Below are 11,609 nucleotides of genomic sequence, written 5' to 3' on the forward strand. Positions count from 1 at the left end.
GACCGCGCCGGGTGGTTTTTCCTCGGGACGTTCCCGGATGCGGCTTCGGCCGGACCGGTTCAGGCCGCGAGCACGGTGCCGCCGGCGGGTGCGCGCGGCACGGCATCGAGCAACGTGCGCGTGTACGGATGCTGCGCATGGCGAAAGAGCTCGCCGGGCGGACCCTGCTCGACGATCTGCCCCTTCCACACCACGCAGACCTCGTCGCAGAGGTGGTTGACCACCGCGAGGTCGTGGCTGATGAGCAGGTAGCTGATGCCGAACTGCTGCTGCAGGTCCTGCATGAGATTGAGCACCTGCGCCTGCACCGACACGTCGAGCGCACTCACCGGCTCGTCGGCCACGATGAGCTTCGGACGCGTGATGAGCGCGCGCGCGATCGCGATGCGCTGGCGCTGGCCGCCCGAGAACTCGTGCGGGTACTTGTCCATGTCGGTGCTGCGCAGGCCCACCGCGGCGAGCGCCTCCGCCGCGCGCTCGCGCTGCTCGGCGCGGCCGGTCTCGGCCAGCGCCTCGAGCGGTTCGGCCACGACGCGCGCCACCGTCTGGCGCGGGTCGAGCGAGCCGTAGGGGTCCTGGAACACCATCTGGAAATCGCGCCGCGCGGTTCGCAGCTCGCGCTTCGGCAGCCGGTGCAGGTCGCGGCCCAGCATGTGCACGCTGCCCGAGGTGGGCGTGTCGAGCGCCATCACGAGGCGCGCGATGGTCGACTTGCCCGAGCCGGATTCGCCGACGATGCCGAGGCTGCGGCCCGCCGCCACCTCGAAGCTCACGCCGTTGAGCGCCTTCACGAGCGGTGGGGCTCCGAACAGGCTCTCGCGCGGCAGCGCGTAGTGGCGCACGAGGTCTTTCACCTCGAGCAGCAGCGGTGCGGTCGACGCTTCGTTGGTCTGGTTCATGGTGCGAGTGCGCCTTCCGCGGCGATCTCGGGCAGGCGGATGCAGCGCACGGCATGTTCGTGCCGCAACATCGCGGGCGGCGGGCGGATCGCGTGGCAGGCGTCGACGGTGTAGTGGCAGCGGCCCGCGAACGGGCAGCCGGGCGGCAGGTCGACGAGTTCGGGCACGCTGCCGCGGATGGTCGCGAGGCGCACGCCGCGCGGCGCACCGAGCGCCGGGCGTGCGGCGAACAGGCCCTGGGTGTACGGATGCGCGCGCGCGGCGAACACGGCCTCGGTCGGGCCGCTCTCGACCACGCTGCCGCCGTACATCACGAGCATCTTCGACACGCTCTGTGCAATCACGCCGAGGTCGTGCGAGATCAGGATCAGCGCCATGCCGCGTTCCGCGACCAGTTCCTGGATCAAGGCGAGGATCTGCTTCTGGATCGTGACGTCGAGCGCGGTGGTGGGCTCGTCGGCGATCAGCAGGTCGGGACCGCAGGCCAGTGCCATCGCGATGCCGATGCGCTGGCGCTGGCCCCCCGAGAACTGGTGCGGATAGGCATCGAGCCGCGACGCCGCATCGGGAATGCCCACGCGCTCGAGCAGCGCCAGCGCCTCCTTGCGGGCGTCGGCCCGAGACAGACCGCGGTGCAGCCGCAGCGGCTCGCCGACCTGGCGCACGATGGTGTGTACCGGATTCAGCGCTGTCATCGGCTCCTGGAAGATCATGCCGATGCGGTTGCCGCGGATGCGGCACATGGTTTTTTCGTCTTGTCCGACGAGCTCGGTGCCGTCGAAGCGGATGCTGCCGCTGACCCGTGCGGTCGATGGCAGCAGCCCCATCAGCGACTGCACCGTGATCGACTTGCCGCAGCCCGATTCGCCCACGATGCCCATCGTCTCGCCGCGCTCGAGCGTGAAGTCGATGCCGCGCACGGCCTCGGCGGGGCCGCGCTGCGTCTGCAGTTCGATGTGCAGGTCCTTGACTTGGAGAAGTGGCATGCCGGTCACCGGGCGCGCGCGAGGCGCGGGTCAAGCAGGTCGCGCAGGCCGTCACCGAGCAGGTTGAGGCCGAGCACCGCCAGCACGATCGCCATGCCCGGGAACACCGCGAGCAACGGCGACTGGAACATCATCGTCTGCGCCTCGCTCAGCATGCGGCCCCACGAAGGCTGCGGCGGCTGCGTGCCCAGGCCCAGGAACGACAGTGCCGCCTCGGCCAGGATCGCGATCGCGAAGCGGATGGTGATCTGCACGATCAGCACGGCCGAGATGTTCGGCAGCACGTGCTGCATCGTGATGGCGAACGGGCCCTTGCCGCAGGCGCGTGCCGCGGCCACGTACTCGCGCGACCAGATGGCGTTGGCCGATGCGCGCGTGATGCGCGCGAAGGTCGGGATGTTGTAGATGCCGATCGCGATGATCGCGTTGACGATGCCGGCGCCGAACACGGCCGTCATCATGATGGCCGACAGGATGGCCGGAAACGCGAGCGTGAAATCGGTCAGCCGCATGATCGTTTCCTCGACCCAGCCGCGCCGTGCCGCGGCCAGGAGCCCGAGCGCGGTGCCGATCACGAGCCCGATGCCGACCGCGATCACGCCCACGAGGATCGAGGCGCGCGCGCCCACGAGCAGCAGCGAGGCCACGTCGCGGCCATAGGCCTCGGTGCCGAGCCAGTGCGTGCCCGACGGCGGCTGCAGCTTGTTGGCCATGTCGATCTCGTAGGGCGAGAAGGGCGTCCAAACCAGCGAGAGGGCGGCCGCGACGAGCAGCAGCAGCGTGAGCACGCCGCCTATGACGAAGCTGCGGTGCCGCAGTGCGCGGCGCCAGAATCCGGGGACCTTGAGCGCCGCTGCGCTCGGGACTGTGGTGGCGCTCATATATCGCTGGCCTTGATGCGCGGGTCGATCACGGCATACAGCACGTCGACCACGAAATTCACGATAACCACCATGGCCGCGAGCAGCATCACGCAGTTGCGCACCACGATCAGGTCGCGGTTGCCGATGGCCTCGAAGATGAGCCGCCCGAGGCCGGGCAGGTAGAACACCTTCTCGATCACGATGGTGCCGGCGAGCAGTTCGGCGAACTGCATGCCCATGACCGTGACGACCGGGATCATGGCGTTGCGCAGCACATGGGTCCAGAGTGCCGCGCGCTGCGAGACGCCCTTGGCGCGTGCGGTGCGCACGAAGTCCTCGCGCATCACCTCGAGCACCGCCGACCGCGTGATGCGCGCGAGGATCGCCGCTTGCACCACAGCCAGCGACAGCGCCGGCAGCAGCAGCGACTTGAAGCCCGCGAAGATGCCTTCGCTCCAGCCGCCAAAGCCGCCCGCCGAGAACCACTGGAGCTGGACCGAGAACACCAGGATCAGCAGGATCGCGAACCAGAAGTTGGGAATGGCGACGCCCACCTGCGTCAGGCCCATGAGCCCCACGTCGCCGAGCTTGTTGTGGCGCGCCGCCGCGGTCACGCCGACCAGCAGCGCGAGCACGGTGGTGAAGGCCATCGCCAGCAGCGCGAGCGGCACGGTGAGCGCGAGCCGTTCGAGGATCAAGTCGAGCACCGGCGAGCTGTAGGCATAGCTGTCGCCGAGTTCGCCGGTCAGCAGACCGGCGATCCAGTGCCAGTAGCGGGTCCAGGCGGGCTGGTCGAGGCCGAGCTTGGCAGCGAGCGCAGCCACCGCCTCGGGCGCGGCGTCGGGTCCCATGAGCAGCTGCGCGGCATTGCCGGGCAGGATCTCCAGGACGAGGAAAACGATGACGGAGGCGCCGATCAGCGTGCCGATCAGCGTGGCGAGGCGCTTGAGAATGAACAGGCTCATGGGACGGGGCGCAGCATAACCCGACTCACGCAATAGGCGTGCCTTGTTCGCGATAATCGGGCATGGCTCTCATGATCACCGACGAATGCATCAACTGCGATGTCTGCGAGCCCGAGTGCCCGAACGATGCGATCTACATGGGCGCCGAGTTCTACGAGATCGATCCGCGCAAATGCACCGAGTGCGTGGGCCACTTCGACGAGCCGCAGTGCGTGCAGGTGTGCCCGGTCGCGTGCATCCCCATCCATCCCGAGCATGTGGAGAGCCGCGAGACGCTGTGGCAGAAGTTCGAGCGCCTCGCCGCGGCGAAAGCTGCGGCAGCGACGGCTGCCGGTGAATCGACGCCGCCGGCGCATTCAACGAACCCCTGACCCACTCGGCGGTCTTCGCTTCTTTTTCTTGCTGCCATCGGGCGAAGAGGCCTGCTTTCCCGCCGGCACGCCGCCGCCGAACCGCGCGCTCGACCCGCGCGGTTCCAGCGCGAGCTTGCGCTCGCGCGCGTCGGCGAGCCGTTCGGAGGCTGCGAGCCTGCGTTCGGCGACGGCTGCCTGGCGGGCTTCGCGCGCTGCGCGTTGGTCGCGCTCGTAGGCGCCCCGCTCCAGGGCCAGGCGGCTGCGCTCGAGCTGGTCGGCGCGCGCTTCGTTCCTGCGGGTGGCCGCCTCCGCGGCGCGGCGATCCTCGTCGCTGCGCGCATCGTCCACTTTCAGGCGTTGTCCGCCTGCGCAGGGCTGGTCGCCGTAGGTGTTGCCGCAGCGGTAGGCCGTCGAGCCCTGGGCCCATGCGGGGGCGCCGGAGACACCGCATGCGATCGAAAGAATCGCGGCCGTGGCGAAGGCTGCGCCAGCGCGCCCTCTTCGGGGTCTGCTTCTGCTTTCTGCATTTTTCTGCATTGTTTTCCTCTCCCTTTTCTTCTTTCTTCTCCCGCACTCTCGGGGCCGGCTTGTCAGGTGGCGGCGGGCGCGCCTCCATCGCCGGGTTCGCGCCGTGGCGGCTTGGGCCGCGGCGGTTTGCTCGTGTGGATCAGGAGCGTGGCCTTCTCCATCTCGCCCGCCACCAGGGCAGGGGCGGCATGCAGCGTGCGCACGATCGCGTCCTCGATGGCGTCGCGATGCTCCTTGAGTGGCTTCCTGAGCACCCAGTTGACCACCTCCGACTTCACGCCGGGGTGCCCGATGCCCAGGCGCAGGCGCCAGTAGTCGCCGGTGCCGAGCTGGGCGTGGATGTCGCGCAGCCCGTTGTGGCCTGCATGGCTGCCGCCGAACTTGAGCTTGGCCTGGCCAGGCACCACGTCGAGCTCGTCGTGGACCACGAGGATCTCCTCGGGCGCGATCTTGAAGAAGCGTGCGAGCGCGGCCACCGACTTGCCCGACAGGTTCATGAAGGTCTGCGGCTCGAGCAGCCAGACGCTTTGCCCGTTGATGTTCGCGCGGGCCGCCAGCCCGTGGTAGCTGCGCTCCGGCACGAGGTGGAGCTTCCAGTCGCGCGCGAGCGCATCGATCCACCAGAACCCTGCGTTGTGTCGGGTGGCTTCGTATTCGGGCCCCGGATTGCCGAGGCCGACAAACAGCTTGATCATGGCGTTGAATTATCCGGCCGCGCCAAAGCAAAAGGCCCGCACGAAGCGGGCCTTTGGCACTTTGGCGGCAGCGTCGAGGAATTACTTCTTCTTCGCGGTCTTGGCAGCGGGCTTGCCGGCGGGAGCAGCAGCAGCGCCTTCGGCGGGAGCTTCGCCTTCAACGGCGGGCACGGGCTCTTCGGCGACCAGCGGCGGCACGGCCGACACGATGACCGGGTTCGTCTTGCCGTGGCTCACGAACTTCACGCCGCGGGGCAGCTTGATGTCGCTCACGTGCAGCGTGGCTTGCTTCTTCAGGCCGGACAGGTCGACCTCGATGAACTCGGGCAGGTCCTTGGGCATGCAGCTGACTTCGAGTTCGGTCATCACGTGCGTCACGAGGTTGTGCTCGAGCTTGACGGCGTCGGACTCTTCCTCACCCTTGTAGTGCAGCGGCACCTTCATGTGCAGGCGGGTCTTGGCATCGACGCGCTGGAAGTCGATGTGCTGCACCAGCTGGCGGAACGGGTGGTATTGCACGTCGCGCAGCAGCACCTTGGTGGTGGCGCCGGCGAGCTCCATCTCGAGGACGGACGAATGGAACGCTTCCTTCTTGAGGGCGTGCCACAGCGCGTTGTGATCGAGCTCGATCAGTTGCGGCTGGGCTTCGCCACCGTAGACGATGCCGGGCGTCTTGCCCGTAACGCGGAGACGGCGGCTCGCACCCGTGCCCTGCTTTGCGCGCTCAAAAGCGACGAATTTCATAACAACTCCTGTGGGAGCCCACCGCGACCAGTGCGACTCCGGTTCAACAAGGGCGCCGTTCCTCAAAGTGGAGGGCACCCGCTTTTTGCCCGGTCAGAACAGGTTGTCCTGGTCCGAGAACAAACTCATCACCGACTCGCCCTTGGCAATGCGCTGGATCGTCTCGGCGATCAGCGGTGCCACGGAAAGCTGGCGGATCTTTCCGCAGGCGAGGGCGCCGTCGGAAAGGGGAATGGTGTTGGTCACGACCACTTCGTCGATCGCCGACTGCGTGATGCGCTCGATGGCCGGGCCCGAGAAGATCGGGTGCGTGCAATAGGCATAGACGCTCTTGGCGCCGCGCTCCTTGAGCACCTCGGCCGCCTTCACCAGCGTGCCCGCGGTGTCGATCATGTCGTCCATGATCACGCAGTTGCGGCCGTCGATCTCGCCGATCACGTTCATCACTTCGCTGACGTTGGCCTTGGGGCGGCGCTTGTCGATGATGGCCAGATCGCAGTTGAGCTGCTTGGCGATCGCACGCGCACGCACCACGCCGCCGACGTCGGGCGAGACCACGATCAGGTCTTCGTAGTTGCGCTGGCGCAGGTCGCCCAGCAGCACCGGCGACGCATAGATGTTGTCGACCGGGATGTCGAAGAAGCCCTGGATCTGGTCGGCGTGCAGGTCCATCGTGAGCACGCGCTCCACGCCCACCGTTTCGAGCAGGTTGGCCACCACCTTGGCCGAGATCGGCACGCGGCTCGAACGCGGGCGGCGGTCTTGGCGGGCATAGCCGTAGTAGGGAATCACGGCGCTGATCCGCCCGGCCGAAGCGCGCTTGAGCGCGTCGACCATGATCAGCAGTTCCATGAGGTTCTCGTTGGTCGGCGCGCAGGTCGATTGCACGACGAAGACATCGCGGGCGCGGACGTTCTGGTTGATCTCGACCGTCACCTCGCCGTCGGAGAAGCGGCCCACGCGCGCGGCACCGAGCGAGGTGCCGAGGTTGTGCGCGATTTCTGCGGCGAGGCCAGGATTGGCGTTGCCGGTGAAAACCATGAAATCAGGGTGATTGGCCTGCATGAGCGCGTCCCGGCAGTGCGATTGGCTAAGAGGAAGCCACCAAAGAGTTCAAGTGTGGCGGCTCGAGAGCCGTCGATTATTGCAGCCGGTAGGCTGCAGAAGAAACACTGCGGCCCTCGGGCCGCAGTTTGCAAGGCGCCGCGGTGGGTGAGACCGCAGCCCGAAAGATTTGGCAGGGGAGAAAGGATTCGAACCTTTGCATGCTGGAATCAAAATCCAGTGCCTTAACCAACTTGGCGACTCCCCTACACAGGTTGATGGCTTGCGCCACCCACCGATATATGTCGCATCGGACCGATGAAGATCCGATTATCTTTCAGGTCGCCCATCCCTTGAGGGGGTGAACGGCCAGATTGCTGCACTGACGAACCTGCCAGCCCGTGGGGGCCTCGGCCAGTTGCGCTTCGTGCGGCGCTTGCGGCATTTTCGCGAACACCGAACTTCCGGAGCCGGTCATCCGGGCATGGAGTCCTTGGGTGCCGAGCCATTCGATGGCATCGGAAACCGCGGGACAAAGCCGCTGGGCAACCGGCTGCAGGTCGTTGTGGCCGAAGTCGAAGACCGCATCACCGAGCCGGTGATCAGGGTCTGGAGCTTCAAGCTGTTCGCTATCTGCAGCAAAGCCCGAGATTATAGCAACAGGAGTTGCGCGTTGAAGATCGGGGGCAGAAAAAATTAACCGGGTGTCGAGTCCTTCGGGAGGCTTGGCCACCGCGAAGCGCGCGGCGGGCAACGACACGGGCCGAATCTGTTCGCCGATTCCCTCGACCCAGGCATTCCGCCCACCCAGGAAGAAAGGCACGTCGGCCCCCAGGCCCAGGCCGATCTCGGCGAGCCGCGACAGGGGAAGGTCCAGCTGCCAGAGCCGGTTCAGCGCCAGCAGGCAGGTCGCGGCATCCGAGGAGCCGCCGCCCATGCCGGCCTGCGCGGGCACCGACTTGGCAACGCCGATGTGCGCACCGAGGCCGGGCGGCGCATAGGCCTGGAGCGCCCGGGCCGCGCGCAGTACCAGGTCGTCGGGCGGCAGCGCGGTCGTCAGGTCTTCGCGGCTGAGCTGGCCGTCGCGGCGCAACTCGACGTGGAGCGTGTCGCACCAGTCGATCAGCATGAAGACCGACTGCAGCAGGTGATAGCCGTCATCGCGCCGGCCGGTGATGTGCAGGAAGAGGTTGAGCTTGGCCGGCGCGGGAAGGTCGTAGATCGCCTTCATGACCGCTCGAATACGATGCGCAGGTCGGCCGTGGGACCCGGTGCTTCGCGCGTGGCCTGCAGGCGACCGTTCGCGACCTGGGAGAGGTCGGCGCGCCAGCCCGGCACCGGCTCGTTGCGGCCCGCGAGCCAGGCGAACAGCGCGCCCACCGGGATGGCCGCGCCGGTGGCCGCCTCGATCAACGCATCGACCGAGTCGAAGCGCCGGACCTCGCTGCCGTTCTTGAGCAGGGCCTCGCCCGGTGCCCAGTGCAACTGGGCCAGCGTGCTGCCGATCGGGCTGGTGAGCGAGAGCTCGCCGGCTTCGGGCGAGCCGCGCAAGTCGAACAGGGCCGAGAAGGTCTGGACCGGCTGGGTGTCGATGCGCAGCGACATGCGCCCGCTCCACGAATCCGAACCCTGCGGAGTGCGCTGGCCGGGCAGCTGCGCGCAGCCGCTCGCCACCAGCAGCGCCGCGGCGCCCGCCGCCAGCAGGCCCCGGCGCCCGGGGTCGGTCGCCATCGTGTTCACGGCTTGACCCGGAGGCGCTTGAGCGTTTCCTGCAGCGTCTCGTTCTCGGCGTCGCTCAGCAGGGCTTCCTTCCAGATCGTGACGGCGCGGTCCTTCTGGCCGGCGGTCCACAGCACTTCGCCGAAATGCGCGCCGATCTCGGGATCGGGCCGGGTCTTGTAGGCCGCTTCGAGGATGCGCAGTGCCTCGGCGGTGTTGCCGAGCCTGAATTCGACCCAGCCCAGGCTGTCGGCGATGAACGGATCCTCGGGCGCGAGCTGCACTGCCTTCTGGATCAGCGTGCGCGCCTCATCGAGGCGGATATTGCGATCGGCGAACGAGTAGCCGAGCGCGTTGTACGCATTCTGGTTGTCGGGCTTGAGTTCGATGAGCCGGCGCAGCAGGCGCTCCATCTCGTCGAGGCGGTTGAGCTTCTCGGCGATCATGGCCTGGTCGTAGACAAGGTCGTTGTCCTGGGGCGCTGCGGCGGCGGCCTGGACGAGCAGGTCGTAGGCGGCCTGGTATTGCTTGGCCTCGCGCAGCAGCTGCACTTCGGCGAGGAGCTTCTGCTTTTTTTCGTCGGCATTGCGCTCGGGCAGGGCGCGAATGATCTCGCGGGCCTGCGGCAGCTTGCCCTGGCGCGCGAGAAGGCCGGCACGGCGCGTCTGCGCGATCGTGAGGTCTTCGGTGCTTTCGATGCGCGAGAGCCAGTGTTCGGCGCCGTTGAAATCCTTGCGCCGCTCGGCCAGCTGCGAGAGAACGAGGTAGGCCTGCGTCGTGCCGCGCTGGCGTTCGTCTTCTTCCTTCTGGCTTGCCGAGAGCTCGACATAGCGCTTCAGCGAGGTCTCGGCCGCCGCGTCCTGCCGCGCCTGGGCCTGCAGGCTGCCGAGCAGCAGCCAAGGCTCGGCCAGCTCGGGCCGCGCCGAGGTCAGCGCCTGCAATTGCGCGGTGGCGTCGGTGTAGCGCCGGTTCTCGACCAGCACGCGCGCATAGGCGATGCGAAGCTCGGGCGAGGCCTTGGGGTTGTTCGCGAGGTGGCGCGTGACGATCGGCTCCGCGAGCGGTTGGCCCGGGCCGATCAATTCGAGCGCAAGCGCGGGCGGCGCGTCGGAGGCGGGGGCGATCTCCTGGCCCCTGAACGCGGCCTCGAGCGCGCCCGACGGATCGCCGGCATTCAGGCGCAACCGGCCGACCGTGGCCCATGCGAGTCCGGCGGTGGAGGGGTTCCGGAGGTCGTCGGCCAGCGCCCGCTCGACCACCGAGGCGGCCAGCTTCTTGTCGGGCGAACGCGCGTAATTGCGAACGATCACCGCCATCAGCAGCGGCCGTTCGATCTGCGGCGTGGCGGCGACCTCTGCGCGCAGCGGCTCGACGCTTTCCTCAATGCGATTGAGCGCGATCAGGATCTGCAGTTCGATGCGGCGCGCATCGCGCGAATTCGGCAGCGCCTCCTGCCATGCGCGCGCGGCCGCAAGCGCCGCATCGCCCGAGCGCGACTGCAGCGCGATTTCCACCGCACGCTGGAACAGCTTGCCGTCGCGCAGCCGCCTGGCCGCATCGAGCACCAGCGCATAGCCCGAGCCCGGGTCGCCGCTGCGCGCGGTCATTTCGCCCATCAGGATCTCGTAGAACAGCTCGGCCGTCAGCGCAGAAGGCTGTGCAGCGGCGGCTTCGCTGGCGGGCTTGGCAGTGGCGGGCCGCGTGGCCGGACTTGCCGGCGACGGCATGGGCCGTTCGATGATGGGCGCGGGGCTGTCGGGCGCGGCGGGATCGGAGGTTTGCGCCTGGACGGCACATGCCAACAGCACGAGAGATGCGGCCGCCGCAAGGCGGTGTCGGCGGGGCGATGGAATCATCGAACCATAATAATCCAAGCTTTTGAGCGAGCATCGCGTGGGGCTTCGTCGAAGCCCGGAGTCTTCATTTCATGCCAGAGCTTCCCGAAGTCGAAGTGACCCGGCGCGGATTCGCCGAGCGCATTGCCGGCGCGCGCATCGATGCGGTGCGCATCGGCAAGCCGCTGCGTTGGGCGCTGATGGTCGAGCCCGGCACGCTGATCGGGCGCCAGGTGCTCGCGGTGCGCCGGCGTGGCAAATACCTGCTGGTCGACCTGGACCGCGGCCTGCTGCTGCTGCACCTGGGCATGTCGGGCAGCCTGCGCTTCGATGCGGTGCTGCCTTCGCCCGGCGCACACGACCACTTCGATCTCGTCACCGACCGCGGCACCCTGCGGCTCAACGATCCGCGCCGGTTCGGTGCGGTGGTGTACGTCGAGGACGAGGCCGCGCCCTGGGCCGTCAAGCTGCTCGGCGGGCTCGGCATGGAGCCGCTGGGCGATGCCTTCGATCTCGATGCCTTTCACGCCGGGCTGCGCAAGCGGCGCACCGCGGTGAAGCAGGTGCTGCTCGCGGGCGACGTGGTGGTCGGCGTCGGCAACATCTATGCGTCGGAGGCGCTGTTCCAGGCCGGCATCCGGCCGACTTTGCCGGCCGAGCGCATCAGCCGGCCGAGGGCGGCCCGCCTCCATGCCGCGGTGCGCGAGATCCTCGCGAGGGCGGTCGAGAAGGGCGGCAGCACGCTGCGCGATTTTTCGAACGTGGACGGACAGAACGGCTACTTCCAGCTCGAGGCCGCGGTCTACGGAAGGGCGGGCGAGCCATGTCGGGTCTGTGCAACGCCGATCCGGCAACTGCGCCAGGGGCAGCGTTCCACTTACTATTGTCCGAAGTGCCAGAAATAGGGCCTTCGGTGCAGTTCCTGGCGGCCTTGTCGGCGGCACGTGGTGACCTGCGGTGCTATATTTGTAAATAATC

At 67.9% G+C, this 11,609-nt stretch carries 13 protein-coding genes and 1 tRNA gene; 2 read left to right on the forward strand and 12 right to left on the reverse strand.

Annotated elements, in window-relative coordinates:
* Nucleotides 1–59: 59 nt before the first annotated feature.
* The 4 genes from AC3A6R_RS22655 to AC3A6R_RS22670 are packed head-to-tail and all read right to left on the reverse strand — an operon-like array spanning nt 60 to nt 3,713.
* On the reverse strand, nt 60–899 hold the full coding sequence (locus AC3A6R_RS22655) for an ATP-binding cassette domain-containing protein (RefSeq protein ID WP_487865650.1): 840 nt from the start codon (nt 897–899) through the stop codon (nt 60–62).
* Nucleotides 896–1,885, reverse strand: a complete 990-nt coding sequence (locus AC3A6R_RS22660) for an ABC transporter ATP-binding protein (protein ID WP_487865651.1) — start codon at nt 1,883–1,885, stop codon at nt 896–898. Before AC3A6R_RS22660 ends, AC3A6R_RS22655 begins: the two co-directional genes overlap by 4 nt.
* Nucleotides 1,886–1,890: 5 nt before the next feature.
* Nucleotides 1,891–2,766 (reverse strand): ABC transporter permease, encoded by an 876-nt coding sequence (locus AC3A6R_RS22665; protein ID WP_487862901.1) that lies wholly within the window; start codon nt 2,764–2,766, stop codon nt 1,891–1,893.
* On the reverse strand, nt 2,763–3,713 hold the full coding sequence (locus tag AC3A6R_RS22670; protein ID WP_487862902.1) for an ABC transporter permease: 951 nt from the start codon (nt 3,711–3,713) through the stop codon (nt 2,763–2,765). The genes AC3A6R_RS22665 and AC3A6R_RS22670 overlap by 4 nt, the downstream gene beginning before the upstream one ends.
* Nucleotides 3,714–3,775: 62 nt before the next feature.
* Here AC3A6R_RS22670 and AC3A6R_RS22675 point away from each other — a divergent pair, with 62 nt between their 5' ends.
* Nucleotides 3,776–4,084 carry a YfhL family 4Fe-4S dicluster ferredoxin gene (locus tag AC3A6R_RS22675; RefSeq protein ID WP_487865652.1) on the forward strand — a complete coding sequence of 103 codons (309 nt, stop codon included), beginning with the start codon at nt 3,776–3,778 and terminating at the stop codon, nt 4,082–4,084.
* Here the strand turns inward: AC3A6R_RS22675 and AC3A6R_RS22680 are convergent.
* From AC3A6R_RS22680 to AC3A6R_RS22715, 8 genes are all read right to left on the reverse strand, one after another.
* Nucleotides 4,070–4,603, reverse strand: coding sequence for a hypothetical protein (locus tag AC3A6R_RS22680; protein ID WP_487865653.1), 534 nt, complete (start codon nt 4,601–4,603; stop codon nt 4,070–4,072). The genes AC3A6R_RS22675 and AC3A6R_RS22680 overlap by 15 nt on opposite strands.
* Before the next feature lie 53 nt (nt 4,604–4,656).
* Nucleotides 4,657–5,289, reverse strand: coding sequence for an aminoacyl-tRNA hydrolase (pth, locus tag AC3A6R_RS22685; protein WP_487865654.1), 633 nt, complete (start codon nt 5,287–5,289; stop codon nt 4,657–4,659).
* 81 nt (nt 5,290–5,370) lie between these two features.
* Nucleotides 5,371–6,033, reverse strand: a complete 663-nt coding sequence (locus tag AC3A6R_RS22690) for a 50S ribosomal protein L25/general stress protein Ctc (RefSeq protein ID WP_487865655.1) — start codon at nt 6,031–6,033, stop codon at nt 5,371–5,373.
* A gap of 93 nt (nt 6,034–6,126) precedes the next feature.
* Nucleotides 6,127–7,098, reverse strand: a complete 972-nt coding sequence (locus AC3A6R_RS22695) for a ribose-phosphate pyrophosphokinase (RefSeq protein ID WP_487862739.1) — start codon at nt 7,096–7,098, stop codon at nt 6,127–6,129.
* A 170-nt stretch (nt 7,099–7,268) separates the two neighbouring features.
* A tRNA-Gln gene (locus AC3A6R_RS22700) sits at nt 7,269–7,345 on the reverse strand.
* A 69-nt stretch (nt 7,346–7,414) separates the two neighbouring features.
* Nucleotides 7,415–8,308: a 4-(cytidine 5'-diphospho)-2-C-methyl-D-erythritol kinase gene (gene ispE / locus AC3A6R_RS22705; RefSeq protein ID WP_487865656.1), complete on the reverse strand. Its 894-nt coding sequence runs from the start codon at nt 8,306–8,308 to the stop codon at nt 7,415–7,417.
* Entirely contained in the window at nt 8,305–8,808 is a 504-nt protein-coding gene (locus tag AC3A6R_RS22710; protein ID WP_487865657.1) for a lipoprotein insertase outer membrane protein LolB, read from the reverse strand. Before AC3A6R_RS22710 ends, ispE begins: the two co-directional genes overlap by 4 nt.
* A gap of 5 nt (nt 8,809–8,813) precedes the next feature.
* Nucleotides 8,814–10,652: a tetratricopeptide repeat protein gene (locus AC3A6R_RS22715; RefSeq protein WP_487865658.1), complete on the reverse strand. Its 1,839-nt coding sequence runs from the start codon at nt 10,650–10,652 to the stop codon at nt 8,814–8,816.
* Between the two features lie 71 nt (nt 10,653–10,723).
* On the opposite strand from AC3A6R_RS22715, the gene mutM reads away from it, so the two are divergent.
* Nucleotides 10,724–11,536 carry a bifunctional DNA-formamidopyrimidine glycosylase/DNA-(apurinic or apyrimidinic site) lyase gene (gene mutM / locus AC3A6R_RS22720; protein WP_487862736.1) on the forward strand — a complete coding sequence of 271 codons (813 nt, stop codon included), beginning with the start codon at nt 10,724–10,726 and terminating at the stop codon, nt 11,534–11,536.
* Nucleotides 11,537–11,609: the final 73 nt, after the last annotated feature.

This window comes from Variovorax sp. Soil_C_19, assembly GCF_057657255.1.

Coding starts and splice junctions, on each gene's coding strand:
- pth (WP_487865654.1), bottom strand. CDS start 5,289: ATGATCAAGCTGTTTGTCGGCCTCGGCAATCCGGGGCCCGAATACGAA.
- AC3A6R_RS22660 (WP_487865651.1), bottom strand. CDS start 1,885: ATGCCACTTCTCCAAGTCAAGGACCTGCACATCGAACTGCAGACGCAG.
- mutM (WP_487862736.1), top strand. CDS start 10,724: ATGCCAGAGCTTCCCGAAGTCGAAGTGACCCGGCGCGGATTCGCCGAG.
- AC3A6R_RS22675 (WP_487865652.1), top strand. CDS start 3,776: ATGGCTCTCATGATCACCGACGAATGCATCAACTGCGATGTCTGCGAG.
- ispE (WP_487865656.1), bottom strand. CDS start 8,308: ATGAAGGCGATCTACGACCTTCCCGCGCCGGCCAAGCTCAACCTCTTC.
- AC3A6R_RS22710 (WP_487865657.1), bottom strand. CDS start 8,808: ATGGCGACCGACCCCGGGCGCCGGGGCCTGCTGGCGGCGGGCGCCGCG.
- AC3A6R_RS22695 (WP_487862739.1), bottom strand. CDS start 7,098: ATGCAGGCCAATCACCCTGATTTCATGGTTTTCACCGGCAACGCCAAT.
- AC3A6R_RS22670 (WP_487862902.1), bottom strand. CDS start 3,713: ATGAGCCTGTTCATTCTCAAGCGCCTCGCCACGCTGATCGGCACGCTG.
- AC3A6R_RS22680 (WP_487865653.1), bottom strand. CDS start 4,603: ATGCAGAAAAATGCAGAAAGCAGAAGCAGACCCCGAAGAGGGCGCGCT.
- AC3A6R_RS22655 (WP_487865650.1), bottom strand. CDS start 899: ATGAACCAGACCAACGAAGCGTCGACCGCACCGCTGCTGCTCGAGGTG.
- AC3A6R_RS22665 (WP_487862901.1), bottom strand. CDS start 2,766: ATGAGCGCCACCACAGTCCCGAGCGCAGCGGCGCTCAAGGTCCCCGGA.
- AC3A6R_RS22690 (WP_487865655.1), bottom strand. CDS start 6,033: ATGAAATTCGTCGCTTTTGAGCGCGCAAAGCAGGGCACGGGTGCGAGC.
- AC3A6R_RS22715 (WP_487865658.1), bottom strand. CDS start 10,652: ATGATTCCATCGCCCCGCCGACACCGCCTTGCGGCGGCCGCATCTCTC.